Genomic DNA, 15,623 nt, shown 5'->3' on the forward strand with positions numbered 1-15,623 from the left:
TGGAGCGGATGACGAGACTCGAACTCGCGACCCTCACCTTGGCAAGGTGATGCGCTACCAACTGCGCTACATCCGCATGCGAAACCAGGCCCGGTTTCTAGGACAAAGTCCTTGTGCGCGATACTGGGATTGAACCAGTGACCTCTTCCGTGTCAGGGAAGCGCTCTCCCACTGAGCTAATCGCGCGCTATTCATTTAGTTCCACTTTCCCTTTGTGGTGTAATACCCTCAAGAAAAGCGTGGAGCGGATGACGAGACTCGAACTCGCGACCCTCACCTTGGCAAGGTGATGCGCTACCAACTGCGCTACATCCGCATCGCGCCGCAGTGCTTAATGCTTTGCGGTGCGTGAACAAACATTATCGTGCTCCCTGTCAGTTTCCAAATCCCCAGCCCAGCACCCCTATTGCGCGACACACATCACGCATTTCTCCGCACCGTGAATTGCAGGGTTGTCATTTACCCCACGAGTAAACCTCCCCTGGATATCCGCGTCTACCCCACCTTCCACGCCTGCCATCCAGCCAATTAGGAAAATGGAATGCACCGGGTGTAGATTTATCCCCCGCAAGGTCCTATAGCTCAGTGGGAGAGCGTTCCGTTCACACCGGAAAGGTCACTGGTTCAATCCCAGTTAGGACCACCACCGCCCACTTAAGCTTATTTTCTTCGCTTAGGTGGGCTTTTCCCATTCAGGTGGGCTTTTTGCCTTAACTGAGTAAAGTGTCCACCCGTGTTGTGGATACTTTTGGGAATTCTTGCTGGACTGGTCTTACCGATACAAACGCTGGTCAATACCCGTCTTTGCGCCTCCACCGGCACCCCGTTTTCCTCCTCGATGATCTCCTTCGCCGTAGGAACAATAACCCTGCTCATCGTGGCCACCACAGTTACCGGCGGGGACTACGGTATTGCGCAGGCTTTTGACGAACCACTCTGGATTTGGTTCGGCGGTTTGTTGGGTGTTGTCGCACTGACCGGAAATATTCTTCTCTTTCCGCACCTAGGCGCGGTGCAGACTGTGGTCTTACCCATTGCCGGGCAGGTCATCATGGGGCTCATTGTTGACCACTTCGGGCTCTTCGAGTCGCCTCAGTCTTCTTTAACGGTGGTGCGCGCTATCGGCGCCATTATTGTACTTTTCGGCGTAATTGCGGTGGTAGCCACACCGAGCGCAGCAACAAGTAATGCAGATTCCGCGACCGCCCTGTGGCTGTGGCGGCTAGCCGGATTTATTTTTGGCTGTTTTACAGCCAGCCAATCCGCCATCAACGGCCACCTTGGCCAGGTGACGGGATCTCCGGTGAGCGCTGCGCTGGTATCGTTTGCCGTCGGCGTTACCGCCTTGGTCATCATCAATATCGTGTTGCGCTGGCGCCCGCGCATCGAGCGCCCGGAAGGAAAACCAAACCCGTGGTGGATGTGGATAGGCGGTGTATTGGGCGCACTTTTCATCTTCGGCAACGCCGCCCTCGTTCCGCAGATTGGTACCGGTCTCACCGTGGTTGCCGGCCTGCTTGGCTCGATGCTGGGCTCGCTCATCATTGATCGCGTAAGCGGCGCCCCCATTAAGTCCCGCCAGGTCCTGGGCATTGCCCTCCTTTTGACCGGTGTGGTGCTTATTCGGCTGGTGTAGCCAGCGGGACGATTCACGTCTGCACAACCATTACACTGGCAGACCATGGACATCGCTTCGCTTCTGGGCCCCGAACCCGCTTACCTGCCCGCCGTGCGGGCCAATATGGTTTCTACCCTCACCGGTTCTGCCACCATCAACGATCTTTCAGAGGCCATGGGCAATGACACCGATGCACAGCTTTTTCAGGCCCTGCGCGGCTGGGCGGACGTCGTCTTCGTTGGCGGGCAGACAGTCAGGTCAGAAGATTATGCGGGAGTAGAGCGCGACTCTCCCGATTCACAGCCCGCCCCCATCGCCGTGCCCACGCAAAGCTTGAAGTTTGATCCGGGTTCGAAATTCTTAACGCACTTCACCACTGCCCCGCTCTTCCTTCTCCCCCACGCCGCGTTGCAAAGCGCAGAGGTCTCCGCGAGAAAGCGCTCCATCGAGGCAGCAGGTGCAGAGGTAATCGATGCCGGTGAAGGCACCATGCAGGACTATCTCCGCGTATTGCGGGAGCGTGGATTCCAGCGCATCCTCTGCGAAGGTGGGCCAGGAATGCTCGGCCAGCTGGTGCATATCGATGCGATTGATCAGATGTATTTAACCCTGGATCCCCACCTTTCCACCGGCGTAGAAAAACCCGTGGCTACCTTTCATGGCACGCACTCCCACCGCCGAATGCAGCTAGAAAATATTGCCGCCGATACAGATAGCACGGTGTTTCTGCGGTACTCGCGCACTACTGAGTCCGTAGACTAAAAGGTCGTGACTGCTCGAATAAACGCCGCCGCATGGCCTATTGCCGTTCTCCTCGTCATTCAGCGCATCTTCATCGTCGCGCGCAATGGGACGTTGACTGATGATTTCACTACGGTCTATAGCGCGCTTAAGCGCATGGTCGACGGTATTCCGGTGTATGAACAGGCTTATAACCATGTGGATCCGCTATATCTCTACACCCCAGGCGCAACGCTATTCTTATCGCCTTTAGCGTGGCTCGATTTCAGCCTCGCGCGCGGACTTTTCATCGTTGTCAACGCTCTTGCCATCATTGCCGCACTGGCGCTGCTAACCCACGTGGTGGGAAGAAAGCTCACCTCGCCGGTTTTTCCAACCTCGATTGCTTTAGCCTTCGCCACTGAATCAGTCACCAACACTTTGGCGTTTACCAATATCAACGGTGTGCTCTTATTCTGCATGGCGCTTTTCCTATGGGCTTTCTTAGAGTCTGAGCGCACCCCGCAGCTCGCATGGGTCTCCGGCATAGCCCTTGGGCTAGCCATTTTGATTAAGCCCCAATTCGCACCCCTGCTTTTCTTGCCCTTGGTCAAGCTGCAATGGCGCAACCTCCTCGCGGGCCTCGGGATTCCGGTCGTTCTCAATGTCCTAGCGTGGCCGATCGTCCCGGGTGCTAGCGGTTACTTCGACAAGCTGGTGCCCTATCTTTCCACGACCCGCGATTATGCCAATTCCTCCTGGGCGGGATTGCGGGCCTATGTGGAATTCGGCCCCGTTCTCTACTGGGTGGTGTGGGTAGTCTTCGCCGCCTTGGTCGGGTGCGCGGTGCTCGGACTACTGCGGTGGCGACAATCCGAACCGGTATTTTGGGCGCTGACGACGAGTGGCACGATTATGGTCGGGATTTTCTTCTTATCCTCACTAGGACAGCAATATTATTCAATGTGGTTATTCCCGCTAATTTTCACCGTGTTCCTACCGCGCTCGGTCTTTCACTCGGTGGGCGCATGGGTGGCTGCATTCCTGTTCTTGGCCCCAGTGACATGGACGTCGCAAGCGCACCCGGATGCTGGGCGGTGGATGAACACTTTCTCCGGCACCGTGGGGTGGAGCCTGCTCATCGTCATCATCTTCGCCTCCGTTGCCGGGTGGTGGCGTGCCACGCAAATAAAGGATTAAACTTAAAGTCATGACTGATTTTAAGCTCATTGCTGATGCCGACTGGCAAAAGCGCCTTAGCCCCGAAGAATATTACGTATTGCGCGAAGCAGGCACGGAGCCGCCGCACGTGGGCGAATACACAGATACCACCACAGAGGGTGTCTACTCCTGCAAGGCCTGCGGCGAGGAGCTATTCCGTTCCACCGAGAAGTTTGCTTCCCACTGTGGTTGGCCTTCCTTCTTCTCCCCGCTAGCCGGTGACAAGATTATCGAGCGGGAAGATAATTCCCTGGGCATGCGCCGCGTCGAGGTACTATGCGCCAACTGTGAGTCCCACTTGGGCCACGTATTCGAAGGCGAAGGCTACGATACCCCGACTGACCTGCGCTACTGCATTAACTCTATTTCTTTGAACCTGGAAGAAAAGCCCATCGAGGAAAACTAGGATTTCACTACCACGCGCAGTGAGAACGAATGACAGCGCTGGAAGCTCCCTCCAGTTAAGGGGGGGGGCTCCCAGCGCTGTTTTTATTTCAAATCTTAGGGCAGAACCTTGATGAGTTCTGCGATGTCCTTCACGCGGCGTCCGGTGTGGAATGGAATTTCCTCACGCACGTGGTGGCGGGCTTCGGTATAGCGCATCTTATACATCAGGTCTACGATGCGGTGTAGCTCGTCGGCTTCAAAGGCAAGGACCCACTCATAATCCCCAAGCGCGAATGCCGGTACGGTATTGGCGCGCACATCGGGGTAGTCGCGTGCCTGCATTCCGTGCTCCATCAAAATGCGGCGACGCTTTTCTTCTTCCATCGTGTACCAGTCATACGAACGCACGAATGGGTAGACGGAAATCCACTCCTTGGGCTCTTCCCCCATGATGAAGGAAGGCAGGTGGGACTTATTAAACTCGGCCGGCCGGTGCAGGGCATTTCCAATCCACGTTACTTCGCTCACCTGGCCCAAGGTAGTCTCCCGGCGGAAATCGCCAAAGGCTTTCTGGATATCGGAAAATTCCTCGGCGTGCCACCAGATCATGAAGTCCGCAGAATCGCGCATCGCGGTCAGATCGTAAACGCCGCGGACAGTGACCTTATTGTCCTTTTCTAGTTCCGCAAAGAATTCTTGGGCTTGGGAGACGATCTCCTCGCGCTCGCTGCCCAGCCCGCCGGGAATCACCTTGAAAACGGCGTGTTGGGAGTATTGCTGTACCTCGTTGAGTTCCTTGAAATCGAGCTTCGCCATTGCCTTCTCCTTTGCAGAAGCTTATTCGAATATTCGGACATATCCATCATAAGTTGGAGTTAGACCGATTGTCATCCCTCCCCCCCCTGTGCACCTCCCACTTTCGGCGCGCCTCCGCCAGCTCAAGGTAGCGAAACTATAGCTTTATCAAGGTGAGTAATTCCGAATCGAGCACGCCCAGCGCCGGTAAGAATGCCGGAGCCAACTCCGGAGATGGCGCAGCCTTTACCTCCCTACGCCGCAATGACGAGGCACAGGAGCCAACGACGCCGCCGGCTTTTACTCAGGCGGTTGAGTCCATGCACGCGGCCACTCTTCGCCCAGAAATTAGCCTCGGGTCCATTCGCCCACCGCAGCGATTAGCGCCCTTTAGCCACGCCATTGGCCTTGAGGTGGGCACGGAAGAGGAGCCGGATATCATCGCCACCGATTCAGATGGCGATGCCTTCGGGCGCCTCATCCTCCTCCATGACCCGGGCGCGGAAGAGGCTTGGGAGGGCGCCATGCGCTTGGTGGCGTATATCCAGGCAGATATGGATGATTCGGTGGCAGGAGATCCACTGCTTCCGGACGTAGCCTGGCAATGGCTCAACGAAGGCTTGGAAAAAGAAGGCGCGGAGATTACCAACGTCGGCGGCACCGTTACCTCCACCGCCTCGGTCCGCTTCGGCGAGATCGGCGGTCCCCCGCGCGCTTATCAGATCGAAATGCGCGCATCGTGGACGGCGGAGGGGCTGGATTTAGCACCGCACGTGCAGGCCTTCGCACAAGTATTAGCCAACGTCGCGGGGCTGCCGCCTGAAGGCGTTACTGAACTCGGCCGTTAAGATGGTGGAATTTCGGAAGCAGCCGAAAGAGGGTATTCCGAAGGTATTATCCACACCAGCGGAATTTGCCGCTGCGGCCGCGCGGTTGCAGGCGGGCACTGGGTCCTTTGCCATCGATACCGAACGCGCCTCAGGCTACCGGTACGATGACCGCGCCTTTCTCATCCAGATTCGCCGGCACGGCGCTGGGACGATGCTTTTTGCCCCCGAAGGCCACCGCGCGGAATTGACCCGGGAGCTTGCTCCGGTGCTCAATGGGCAGCACTGGATCATTCACGCCGCACCCTCGGATCTCCCGTCTCTTGGATGGCTCGGGCTTTTCCCTGGCACTCTTTTCGATACGGAATTAGCCGCCCGGTTTGCAGGATTTCACCGCACCAATTTGGGCGCCATTATCGCGGAGCTTCTCGATGTCCAGCTAGAAAAAGGCCACGGCGACGATGACTGGTCCATCCCGCGGCTCAGTGAAGAAATGCGCGCTTATGCCGCACTCGATGTCGAGCTCTTACTAGAATTGGCTACGACGCTGCGCGATATCTTGGCCGAACAAGAAAAGCTGGACTGGATTGTGGAGGAATGTGCGGCGATCGTCGCCAAGCACGCGAATGACACCGCCCCGCAGCCGCACTCTTGGCGCGATATCAAGGGAGTATCGAGCCTAAAGAATGGGAAGCAGCGCGCCGCGGCGCAGTCTTTGTGGAACCTGCGCGATGATATTAGCCGGCGAACCGATACCGCGCCCGGGCGCGTGCTGCCCAATAAGGTACTAGTAGAGATAGCCCGGATCCTGCCCAGCACGCAGCCGCAGTTAACCCGCATCAAGGGGTTTCCACGGCGGAGCAAGGGCGTCGCGCACCGCTGGTTACTGGCCGTGCAGCAGTCCCAGAATATTCCACCGCGCGGGCGCCCGGGCCCGCTTCGCCAGGAAAGAACCGTTCCCTCGAAATCGGTGTGGTCTAGGGAGTATCCACAGCAGTGGGAGGAATATCAAGAGATCCGCGCTGCCATTGGGGATATCGCCGAAGAGCTCGGGCTGCCACAGGAGCTGCTGCTTCGACCCGCAACCCTTCGCGCCACCGTGTGGGCGGCCATTGGCGGGAGCGGAACCATCAGCCAGCCTGAAGATGTGCCCGCCTTCCTAGAACGCGAAGGCGCGCGGTCGTGGCAGGTCAACCTCGTTGCCCCGGCATTGATCGCGAGCCTATTTTCCCAGCCGCATTAAGCGGTCAGGTTTTCTACCCACTCGGTAATCGATGCAGCAATGAGCTCAGGGCTTAGGCCAAATTCTGCCAAAACCTCGCCGCGGGAACCGTGCTTGGGGAAGTAACCAGGAACACCCAGGCGACGCACTGGGGTGTCCACCTCTGCGGCGCCGAGGGCCTCAGCAATCATGGATCCAATTCCGCCGCGAATGAGTCCATCTTCTACCGTTACGACCAAATCGTGATCTGCTGCCATAGCGATGACGGAGCTTGCCACTGGTGCGACCCATCGCGGGTCAATGACCGTGACGTTGAGTCCCTGTTTCTCCAGCTCTTGCGCTGCCTTGATGCTCCGCGCGGACATCGCACCGATAGAGACGATGAGGACCTCGGGGGTATCCTCACCGGCGTCAGCCTCGCCGTAGTAGAGGATATCGACGCCATCGGCAAGCGTATCCACGGCTTCCATATCGGGCAGCAAGTTTCCCTTGGGGAACCGGACCACTGAGGGCCCAGAATCAATGTCCAGGGATTCCTGGAAGAGCTCGCGCAGGCGCGCACCATCGCGCGGGGCGGCGATGTGCATGCCAGGGACAATGCTCATTAAGGACATATCCCAAATTCCGTTGTGGGAGGCGCCATCAGATCCCGTCACGCCCGCGCGGTCCAGCACGATGGTCACCGGCAGCTTGAGCAAGGCAATATCCATGATCACCTGGTCCACGGCCCTGTTCAGGAAGGTGGAATACACAGCTACCACGGGGTGCATGCCGCCCAAAGCCAAACCAGAGGCAGAGGCCATGGCGTGCTGCTCGGCGATGCCCACATCAAAGAACCGATCCGGAAAACGTTCCTGGAAGGGAGCTAGCCCCGTAGGACCCGCCATGGCTGCGGTAATCGCGACGATGTCCTCACGCTTTTCCGCCGCCGCAATCAATTCTTCAGAAAATGCGGCCGTCCACCCTGGTTGCTTGGTGCCCTTGGCAACACCGGTGACTGGGTCGATAGCACCCGTCGAGTGCATCTGGTCCTTCGGCTCATTGACCGCCGGGGCAAATCCGTGGCCCTTTTCCGTGACCACATGCACGATAATGGGGCCCTCATAATCGCGGGCATAGGAAAGCGCATGCACCAAGCCATCGATGTCATGGCCGTAGATAGGGCCAATATATTTAATCCCCAGCTCTGGGAAAATCTCCGTGGGCAAGACGGTGGACTTGACGCCTTCCTTCATGGCGTGGAGCGCATCAAAGGCGCGCTCGCCTACCCACCCCATGGATTTTAAGCGGCGCTTGCCCTGCTCCATGAGCTCGTCGTAGCCATGCTGGGAACGAATGCGCCCCAGGTTTTCAGAAATGCCGCCAATGGTGGGCGAATAGCTGCGGCCGTTGTCATTGACCACGATGACTGCATTGCGCTTTTTATCTTCAGAAATATTATTGAGCGCTTCCCAGCACATGCCGCCGGTCAAGGCGCCATCGCCCACAATGCCAATGACATTGCGGTGGCCTTCCCCGCGAATCTTAAAGGCCTTGGACAGCCCATCCACGGTCGAAAGCGAGGCGGAAGCATGCGAGGATTCCGTCCAGTCATGCTCGGACTCACCGCGGTCCGTATAACCGGACAGGCCGTCCTTTTGGCGCAGGGTATCGAATTGGGCCGTGCGGCCAGTGAGCATCTTGTGCACATAAGACTGGTGGGAGGTATCAAAGATGATGGGCTCGCGCGGGGAATCAAAGACCCGGTGCAGCGCAATGGTCAATTCCACCACGCCCAAATTGGGCCCCAAGTGCCCACCCGTCACCGATACCTTATCGATGAGGCGCTGGCGAATATCCGCCGCAAGTTCCTCCAACTTTTCTGCAGGCAGTGCCTTCAGGTCTTGCGGCGAGTTTATGGTATCCAAGATAGTCATGGAGCGGCCTTCAACTCCTTCTGTGCTTAGTTCTTCCTATCCACCGTACCCGTGGTCCGTATTTTCTTTTATATCGGCTTCTTAATTCAGGCGGGGTATTTTCGCATTAAACAGCGTCCTGCGCCGGGTTATTCGCCGCCTTATCTGGGGTAATAAGAGCGATTACCTCAAAGTGATGGGTGCCGGGGAAGGCATTGACCAGCGCCATTTTCTCGGGCTTATACCCAGCGCTTTGCCATAGGGACAGATCGCGGGCAAAGGTCGCTGGATCGCATCCCACATGCACCACGGCTTGGGGCTTTGCCTCCGCCACGGCGCGGACCACCTGCTCGCCTGCCCCGGTTCGCGGCGGATCGAGCACCACGGCACCTGGTTGGGGCAATTGCGCAGCAACCTGTTCTACCTTGGCGGATTTCACGGCAATATCGATATCGCGCAACCCCGGCTGCGTAGTCGCCGTTGCCGCGGGCGAATAGTCCACGGAAATGACTTTTCCGCCGGTGGCTTCTGATAACGCGGGCGCGAATAGTCCAACGCCGCCGTACAAATCCCAAGCGATCTTGTGCTGGTAATCCCGGCCGGCCAGCCACTGCCCTGCCACAGCGCTATAAATCTCCGGCGCCGCCACATGCGCTTGCCAAAATGCCGTGGCGGGGAAGGAAAACTCGCAGCCATTGACGTATTCGGCCACCGTGCCAGAGCCCTCGATGACCTCACGAATGGTCTCCACTCGCCTGCCTCGCGGGGCCTTGCGCGTTTCCACCACATGCCGGTTACCGGCGCCATCAAGAACCGCGACGATTTCGGCCCCAGGGGTAAAACGCCGCGCGCCATCCCCAACCAGACCATCAATCAAGCCATCTGCTAATTGGGTACAACCGACGGACGTGACCAGCTCATTCGAGCGGTACTTCCGCAATCCGGCGCGGCCTTGCTTGTCGACGCCCAACCGGACCCTCGTCCGCCAGCCCCGTACCGGCGGCAGCTCGTGTTGCTCAATAGCGAGGGACTCGAGCCCCTCAATGCCGCTGCGGCGCAGCTGTTCGCGGAAGACATCCATCTTGATGTCTATTTCCGCTGCGGGATCCAACTCAGCAAAATCGCAGCACCCAGCGCCTAGCTCCGCGGCGGGACAGCTACTGGGTACACGCATCTGCCCTGCGGTGACGATGCTATCGAGTTCGCCCTTGATAAAAGACTTTTTCACCTTACCGGCGGTTGCGCGAACCGTGTCACCAGGAAAAGCCCGGGGAACGAAGACGACGCGCCCATCCGGGGCGTGGCCGATACCGAGTCCACCATGGGCCATGCGGTCAATAGTGACCTCTACGGTGTCCCCGCGAGATAGTGCGGACTCATTCATTTTCTGCCTCGAGCTCTTGTGTACTGCGATTTGAATTTGTGGCACGTCCGACATTTTCTGCCTCTTCTACTGCAGCGTCTGCGCGGCGCACCATCCACACGGTTAATGCCGTCACCAATAGCGTCAAGGGCCAGCCCATGACGATCCTGGTGATTCCCAATGCGGTAGTTTCCCCGGCGTCATAAATCGCGCGCTGGATGATAAACCGCGCTAAGAAGATAACGGCCCACCCAGCGGTGGCAATGGAATAGGCCCTCCGCGCAAGCTTTACCTTCTGCCAGGCCATATCATCGCCGTTCAAGCCCTTCCAGATAACGCCTACGGCCGGCCACCGGAAAAGGATGGAGAGCGCTGCGGCAATAAACAAGGCCAGCGACATCCAAATGCCGTATAGGAAGTAGCCTTTGGCATCCCCGGTAAACCAGGCGATGGCGGCACAAATGGCCACGCCGATAAGTCCAGATATAGCCGGCTGAATAGTCTGTTTGCGAACGATGCGCCAGATGGCGATCACTACCGCCACACCCAGCGCGGAGATCAGCGCTGGGGTGAGGCCATAGAGGCTATTGACTGGAATAAGGACGACGATGGGCAACGTGGCCGCGACGAGGCCCGGTAGGCCTCCCATTTGTTCCAACAGAGTTGGTTCAGTATCGCGGTCCTGGTCGTCGCTTAGCTGAGGAGCCTGCGGCTCCGGCAAAGAGTTACTCACGTAGCGTTCTGCTTTACTCACTTATCGGTATCGGGGTTAGACCCCTTGTCTTTGTCATGTGCGGGAGATTCATTGTCCCCCTCGGGTGGCTGCGCGCCCAAATCGCGCAGTTGCTTTTCCGCTTCCGCCTCAGCTGCGGGATCGGGGCCGCCTACCCCGTTTTCTGGGTGGCCTTGAGCCGGCTGACCTTGGGTATTTGCGCCGGATTGTTCCTGCTGGCGCTTTTCCATGGCTTGCTTGACCTGTTCCACCAGCTGCTTTGGCATGATGACCGGCAGTGCATTGCCCGCCAAAATGGGATCCTCACCGCGGTAGACAAAGGTACGCGATGCTACGTCGCGCGCGATCTGCGCCAAATCTTCTTCAAGGCCGGTAGGTGCTGCAAGAGTTAAGCGCAGCATCCACCGCGGGCCCTCGGCACCAATAACGCGCAGTTGGCCGTTGTCATTTTTGCCAACGATTTCCAACCCCCAGGGACCTTGCTCGGTGGTAACGGAAAGCCCATCGCGGCTCATGCCTTCCTTGATTTCTTCCACGGATTCTGCCCACTGACCGGGCTTGCGCGGAGCTGCGAAGGCAACGGGAGTAATACGACCAGCCTTGGTGACAATGTGCAGCATCTTAGGGCCTTGTTCACCCATTTCCACCTGGACCTGGGAGTCCTTTGGCAGCGGAATGCGCATCGAGCCAAGGTCAAGGATGCCGATGGATGAATCAGAAAAGTCAAAGTCTTCGATATTGACGGAATCGCCATCGAAGGGGCCGGTTTCGCCGTTCACGGCGTCGTGGGCAAACTCCGTTGGCACCTGTCCCGAGGCTGCGGCGGCATCGGCAGCCGTATCTTTTACGGATGCAAGGGAATTCGAGTCAGCCGGAGCCGACCCTGCGGAATCAGCGGCAGGCTCTTGCGGCTGCGATTGCTGAGAGTTTTCCGGCTCTTCCTTTCGGCCGTCATCGTTTTTCTTTTTTCCAAATGGCCAAATACCCATGTGCTTAATCCTTCCTATACCCCGGTTGATCCGTAACCGCCGGTACCGCGGTCGGTCTCATCCAAGTCTTCTACTTCGCTAAAATCCATTAGTTCTACACGCTGTACCACGAGTTGAGCGATGCGCATGCCGCGCTCGATCTCGATCGGGGTGTGGGGATCGTGGTTAATCAGGCACACCTTGATCTCCCCGCGGTAGTCAGCATCCACCGTACCCGGCGTATTGACAATGGACAGCCCGTGTTTAGCTGCTAAGCCGGACCGCGGATGGATTAATCCCACGGTGCCGAGCGGTAAGGCCATGGCGATACCGGTGCCGACAAGTGCGCGTTCGCCAGGTTGGAGGGTAAGCGCCTCGGCGGCGTAAAGATCGGAGCCGGCGTCACCCCGATGCGCCCGAAATGGCATCGGGAGCCCTTTATCGAGGCGCTTGATTTTGACGTCTCCTACTGGCGTTTGTTCCTGCGGTAGCGAATTCGAATCAGTCACTTAGCCAATCCTACCTGCCCCAGCCGGTTCATTCTGCGCCTGGAGTGGACTAGAATGCCTAGGCGTGTCTGATATTTCTGCTCCTCAACCCGCTGCCCCGAAAGTGTTGTATCGCGAACGCCAGTGGGTGCCGTGGTACTTCTGGATTTTTGCAGCAATCGTTGTGGCTTTAACCTCAGCTACGGCCGGACTTAACCGCTCTGTGTGGTGGACCATCATTCCCGCAGTCCTGCTCGGCGCCATCGCTATCTGGGTCCTCATCACGTGGTCTGGGACCGTTGTGCAGGTGGAACAAGATGAAGATGGAACGCGGTGGCTGCTCGTCAAGGATGCGCAGTTGCCCAATGAGGTTGTCTCTCGTTCGATTACCGTTCCAAAGTCTGCGCGCCATAACGCACTGGGCCCGCAATTCGATCCGGCCGCATTCTTGGTCTCTCATGCGTGGATTGACGAGCACGCCATGATGGTCCTCAATGATCCGGAGGATGACACCCCATATTGGCTCATTGCCTCGAAAGATCCAGACCAACTGCTCCGCGCCTTCCTGCCAGAGCAGCACGCAAAAGGTTCGTAGATTCTAGGGGTCGCTGCTTTTTAGAAGGCGTCACCTGTGAGAGTGCCGTTGGTGTTTTTCGGTGCTACTACATCCCCCGAGCAAGCCCGCACGACAGCATTAAAGAAGACTTTCGGTCGCACCTTACGCGGGTTCTTGTACCATCAGTGAAAAGTTGGACTAGGAGGAGATCACAATGGGTTTCGGAGGAGCTCTACGCAGAACTCAGAAAGATGGGAAACCCTGGATACCTCCGTGGTGGTTTTCCTTTGTGATACTGCCACTAATGGTCATCGCTGAATTCTACGTCAGTCAAGTAACCGGTTGGCGTGGAGTGTCCTCATCAAACGTAGAGGGGGTTGCCTGGAGCGAAGTGAGCTCTGATGGCATCGTCCTTCACGTAGTCGGGTACATGGCTTTTTACTTCGTTCTAGTCTTGCCCATCTTCCTAGTGCGTAGATATCTATGGGAGAAACAGCAAAAGCAAGGAAGCGAACCGCATAAGAAGGGCAAAGACGAGCAGCCTTAGATAGAACTGGATAACTGAGAAGATTTGCCTTCTCAGAAAGTAGACACCCCGCGCAGTTAGGTCCCGCGCACATTGGGTGTCTGCTAAACAAGGAAAACTTCAAACCCCGCCGCGTTTACCATTGCAAACTGCGGCGGGGTGAATCTTTATTTGGGTTGTTCGCAATAACGACTAGCTAAGCCAATACTGGCTGCTTAGGCACAATCCTTACAGATGGGCATGCCATCTTCTTCGTGCGAATAACGCTTATTGGACTGGACCAAAAAGCAGGAACCGCAGGTAAATTCGTCTTCTTGGCGGGGAACGACCTGTACGTTGAGTTCCTCGCCGGTCAGGTCAACTGATGGAGGTTGGAATGCTTCGACGATTTCGCCATCGTCATCCATGCCATTGCTTTCGGGTTCAGCTGCTTTCAGTCCCTCTAGAGAGTCAGTTTCAAGTTCTTCTTCTGCACCGCGGCGCGGTGCGTCATAATCGGTGGCCATACTGCACGCCCCTATAAGTCGAGTTGCTTTAGGAATAGTTGTTTATCGATCGCGCATAGTAAAGGACAAACACCGATATGTCATCCTGTTGCTAAGAAATTCTTAGATGCTTCACCCCCGCATCGCTTCCTTAGCGCCATGTGCTGCCAAAAGTTCCTCAAATGCGGGTGCCAAATTCACCCCCGCGGCCCAGGTTAATTCACCATCAGCAGACCCCTTGTCCAGGCCTGGGTGATGGACTTCAGCTCCTGCCTCGCGGGCGATGAGAGCACCGGCGGCAAAATCCCAGGCGTTAATACCGTGCTCGAAATAGGCATCAACACTCCCCTCTGCCACGCGGCATAAATCAAGGGCGGCTGCGCCGATGCGGCGGATATCGCGGACCTGCGGCAACAACTTAGTCAGTAGTTCCGCCTGTTGCTTGCGCCGCTGTGCGCCGTAACCAAATCCCGTCGCTACCAAGGAAAGCGCGGGATCGTCTTGCTCACCGCACCGTAGTGAGGACCGCGTGCCATCCGCAGCGGTAACCGTGGCACCCTGGCCTGCTGCTGCGGAATACACTTGCCTCCGCGCCACATTGACTACTGCACCCGCTACCAAGCGGCCGTCGTATTCCGCGCCAATCGAGACCGCATAGTCCGGAATGCCGTAAAGGAAATTGACGGTTCCGTCGATGGGATCCACGATCCACCTCACCCCGGTCGTCCCGTCGAAGCTCGCGCCTTCCGCACCCAATAGGCCATCGCCAGGGCGGCTTTCCTTAATCGTGCGCGTAATGAACTCCTCGGTGGCGGTATCGACCTCCGTTACCGGGTCGACGGCGCTCGACTTTGTCTGAGTATGTGCCGCAATACCGTCGCCAGCCACCAAGTCCGCACGGCGCGCGCGAATAAGTTCCGCCGCACGCATTGCGGTAGATTCCGCAAAATCTCGCAGCTGCAGAAAATCTATGTCATGATCCATGCCATCCATTGTGCCTTCTTCTACACTTGCGAGCATGACTACTCATACTGGCCACTCTTTTGGCATCGATATTGGCGGCTCCGGCATTAAGGGCGCCGAAGTCGACCTCAAAAACGGTGAATTCGTGGGCCCACGGCTAAAGATCCCCACCCCACAGCCGTCCACGCCACATGAGGTAGCCACGGTCGTGGCCCAGATTGTGGGCGAAAAAGAGTGGGACAAGCCCGTCGGCATCACCTTGCCCTCGGTGGTGTCCAACCACACGGTGCACTCCGCTGCCAATATCTCACCTGAGTGGGTCGGTGTGGATACCACTGAGTTGTTTTCTCGTTATCTAGACGTTGACTTTGTGGTCTTAAATGATGCCGATGCCGCAGGCCTTGCGGAAGTCGCGTATGGAAACGAGTTGGCTAAAACCGGGCCAGTCATCTTTTTGACGCTGGGAACCGGCATCGGCTCGGCCTTCTTCCTCAACGGGCAGCTCTTTCCCAATACTGAGCTTGGACACCTCACTGTGGGAACTGACGAGGCCGAAGCGATCGCATCCTCCGCAGCCAAAGAACGCGAAGGGTTGAAGTACAAGGAGTGGGCGGTTCGGCTCGATCGCGTGCTGCAGGAATACGAGAAGTTATTTAACCCCCAAGCTTTCCTCATCGGGGGTGGCATATCTCGCAAATTCCACAAATGGGGACCCCACTTAACTATTGATACCCCCGTTATGCCTGCACAACTGCAAAATCGTGCAGGTATTGTAGGTGCAGCGATGGCTGTATTGGAAGGCCTAGAGCCATAAATTCACCGTTGCATTAACCCTATCTACCGGCATTGTGCAAAA

The 15,623-nt window shown here is 57.3% G+C and carries 16 protein-coding genes and 4 tRNA genes; 9 read left to right on the forward strand and 11 right to left on the reverse strand.

The window, feature by feature from the left end; translation table 11 throughout:
• The 3 genes from ABRP64_RS08595 to ABRP64_RS08605 form a co-directional block, all read right to left on the reverse strand.
• Positions 1-76, reverse strand: a tRNA-Gly gene (locus ABRP64_RS08595).
• A gap of 38 nt (positions 77-114) precedes the next feature.
• Positions 115-186 (reverse strand) — tRNA-Val (locus ABRP64_RS08600).
• Between the two features lie 54 nt (positions 187-240).
• Positions 241-316, reverse strand: a tRNA-Gly gene (locus ABRP64_RS08605).
• A gap of 255 nt (positions 317-571) precedes the next feature.
• On the opposite strand from ABRP64_RS08605, the gene ABRP64_RS08610 reads away from it, so the two are divergent.
• The 5 genes from ABRP64_RS08610 to msrB all read left to right on the forward strand — a co-directional run bounded on the left by ABRP64_RS08610 (position 572) and on the right by msrB (position 3,965).
• A tRNA-Val gene (locus ABRP64_RS08610) sits at positions 572-646 on the forward strand.
• 87 nt (positions 647-733) lie between these two features.
• The gene (locus tag ABRP64_RS08615; RefSeq protein ID WP_284769692.1) at positions 734-1,636 is read left to right on the forward strand and encodes a DMT family transporter; all 903 of its coding nucleotides are present in this window, start codon (positions 734-736) and stop codon (positions 1,634-1,636) included.
• Between the two features lie 45 nt (positions 1,637-1,681).
• Entirely contained in the window at positions 1,682-2,380 is a 699-nt protein-coding gene (locus tag ABRP64_RS08620; RefSeq protein WP_284849952.1) for a pyrimidine reductase family protein, read from the forward strand.
• A 6-nt stretch (positions 2,381-2,386) separates the two neighbouring features.
• Positions 2,387-3,538 (forward strand): glycosyltransferase family 87 protein, encoded by a 1,152-nt coding sequence (locus tag ABRP64_RS08625; protein WP_284849953.1) that lies wholly within the window; start codon positions 2,387-2,389, stop codon positions 3,536-3,538.
• A 10-nt stretch (positions 3,539-3,548) separates the two neighbouring features.
• A complete protein-coding gene (gene msrB / locus ABRP64_RS08630) occupies positions 3,549-3,965 on the forward strand; it encodes a peptide-methionine (R)-S-oxide reductase MsrB (RefSeq protein WP_023022629.1) in 417 nt (138 codons plus the stop codon).
• A 95-nt stretch (positions 3,966-4,060) separates the two neighbouring features.
• Here msrB and hemQ read toward each other — a convergent pair whose 3' ends face one another.
• Positions 4,061-4,762, reverse strand: coding sequence for a hydrogen peroxide-dependent heme synthase (hemQ, locus tag ABRP64_RS08635; RefSeq protein WP_284769689.1), 702 nt, complete (start codon positions 4,760-4,762; stop codon positions 4,061-4,063).
• Between the two features lie 152 nt (positions 4,763-4,914).
• Between hemQ and ABRP64_RS08640 the strand changes: the two genes are divergently transcribed.
• Both ABRP64_RS08640 and ABRP64_RS08645 read left to right on the forward strand, forming a co-directional pair.
• Positions 4,915-5,589 (forward strand): DUF3000 domain-containing protein, encoded by a 675-nt coding sequence (locus ABRP64_RS08640; protein ID WP_284852026.1) that lies wholly within the window; start codon positions 4,915-4,917, stop codon positions 5,587-5,589.
• 1 nt (position 5,590) lies between these two features.
• Positions 5,591-6,811: an HRDC domain-containing protein gene (locus tag ABRP64_RS08645; protein ID WP_349838349.1), complete on the forward strand. Its 1,221-nt coding sequence runs from the start codon at positions 5,591-5,593 to the stop codon at positions 6,809-6,811.
• Here the strand turns inward: ABRP64_RS08645 and dxs are convergent.
• The 5 genes from dxs to dut all read right to left on the reverse strand — a co-directional run bounded on the left by dxs (position 6,808) and on the right by dut (position 12,258).
• Positions 6,808-8,706: a 1-deoxy-D-xylulose-5-phosphate synthase gene (dxs, locus tag ABRP64_RS08650; protein ID WP_284769686.1), complete on the reverse strand. Its 1,899-nt coding sequence runs from the start codon at positions 8,704-8,706 to the stop codon at positions 6,808-6,810. The genes ABRP64_RS08645 and dxs overlap by 4 nt on opposite strands.
• A 106-nt stretch (positions 8,707-8,812) precedes the next feature.
• Positions 8,813-10,069 (reverse strand): class I SAM-dependent RNA methyltransferase, encoded by a 1,257-nt coding sequence (locus ABRP64_RS08655; RefSeq protein ID WP_284784253.1) that lies wholly within the window; start codon positions 10,067-10,069, stop codon positions 8,813-8,815.
• Positions 10,062-10,769, reverse strand: a complete 708-nt coding sequence (locus tag ABRP64_RS08660) for a DUF3159 domain-containing protein (protein ID WP_284782249.1) — start codon at positions 10,767-10,769, stop codon at positions 10,062-10,064. The genes ABRP64_RS08655 and ABRP64_RS08660 overlap by 8 nt, the downstream gene beginning before the upstream one ends.
• Positions 10,770-10,798: 29 nt before the next feature.
• A complete protein-coding gene (locus tag ABRP64_RS08665) occupies positions 10,799-11,770 on the reverse strand; it encodes a DUF3710 domain-containing protein (protein WP_284784254.1) in 972 nt (323 codons plus the stop codon).
• A 14-nt stretch (positions 11,771-11,784) separates the two neighbouring features.
• Complete coding sequence (gene dut / locus ABRP64_RS08670) at positions 11,785-12,258, reverse strand: dUTP diphosphatase (RefSeq protein WP_349866161.1); 474 nt, start codon at positions 12,256-12,258, stop codon at positions 11,785-11,787.
• A gap of 103 nt (positions 12,259-12,361) precedes the next feature.
• Between dut and ABRP64_RS08675 the strand changes: the two genes are divergently transcribed.
• Complete coding sequence (locus tag ABRP64_RS08675; protein ID WP_023022647.1) at positions 12,362-12,832, forward strand: DUF3093 domain-containing protein; 471 nt, start codon at positions 12,362-12,364, stop codon at positions 12,830-12,832.
• Between the two features lie 702 nt (positions 12,833-13,534).
• Here the strand turns inward: ABRP64_RS08675 and ABRP64_RS08680 are convergent.
• Together ABRP64_RS08680 and ABRP64_RS08685 are read right to left on the reverse strand one after the other, a co-directional pair.
• Complete coding sequence (locus ABRP64_RS08680) at positions 13,535-13,825, reverse strand: DUF4193 domain-containing protein (protein WP_023022651.1); 291 nt, start codon at positions 13,823-13,825, stop codon at positions 13,535-13,537.
• 111 nt (positions 13,826-13,936) lie between these two features.
• Positions 13,937-14,824: an inositol monophosphatase family protein gene (locus ABRP64_RS08685; RefSeq protein ID WP_349866163.1), complete on the reverse strand. Its 888-nt coding sequence runs from the start codon at positions 14,822-14,824 to the stop codon at positions 13,937-13,939.
• Between ABRP64_RS08685 and ppgK the strand changes: the two genes are divergently transcribed.
• On the forward strand, positions 14,823-15,581 hold the full coding sequence (gene ppgK / locus ABRP64_RS08690; protein WP_284782078.1) for a polyphosphate--glucose phosphotransferase: 759 nt from the start codon (positions 14,823-14,825) through the stop codon (positions 15,579-15,581). The genes ABRP64_RS08685 and ppgK overlap by 2 nt on opposite strands.
• Positions 15,582-15,623 lie beyond the last annotated feature (42 nt).

The organism is Corynebacterium sp. KPL4015 (genome assembly GCF_040225725.1).
In the GTDB taxonomy this organism is placed as follows: domain Bacteria; phylum Actinomycetota; class Actinomycetes; order Mycobacteriales; family Mycobacteriaceae; genus Corynebacterium; species Corynebacterium rhinophilum.

Coding starts and splice junctions, on each gene's coding strand:
- dxs (WP_284769686.1), bottom strand. CDS start 8,706: ATGACTATCTTGGATACCATAAACTCGCCGCAAGACCTGAAGGCACTG.
- ABRP64_RS08665 (WP_284784254.1), bottom strand. CDS start 11,770: ATGGGTATTTGGCCATTTGGAAAAAAGAAAAACGATGACGGCCGAAAG.
- ABRP64_RS08685 (WP_349866163.1), bottom strand. CDS start 14,824: ATGCTCGCAAGTGTAGAAGAAGGCACAATGGATGGCATGGATCATGAC.
- ABRP64_RS08645 (WP_349838349.1), top strand. CDS start 5,591: ATGGTGGAATTTCGGAAGCAGCCGAAAGAGGGTATTCCGAAGGTATTA.
- msrB (WP_023022629.1), top strand. CDS start 3,549: ATGACTGATTTTAAGCTCATTGCTGATGCCGACTGGCAAAAGCGCCTT.
- ABRP64_RS08680 (WP_023022651.1), bottom strand. CDS start 13,825: ATGGCCACCGATTATGACGCACCGCGCCGCGGTGCAGAAGAAGAACTT.
- hemQ (WP_284769689.1), bottom strand. CDS start 4,762: ATGGCGAAGCTCGATTTCAAGGAACTCAACGAGGTACAGCAATACTCC.
- ABRP64_RS08655 (WP_284784253.1), bottom strand. CDS start 10,069: ATGAATGAGTCCGCACTATCTCGCGGGGACACCGTAGAGGTCACTATT.
- ABRP64_RS08620 (WP_284849952.1), top strand. CDS start 1,682: ATGGACATCGCTTCGCTTCTGGGCCCCGAACCCGCTTACCTGCCCGCC.
- ppgK (WP_284782078.1), top strand. CDS start 14,823: ATGACTACTCATACTGGCCACTCTTTTGGCATCGATATTGGCGGCTCC.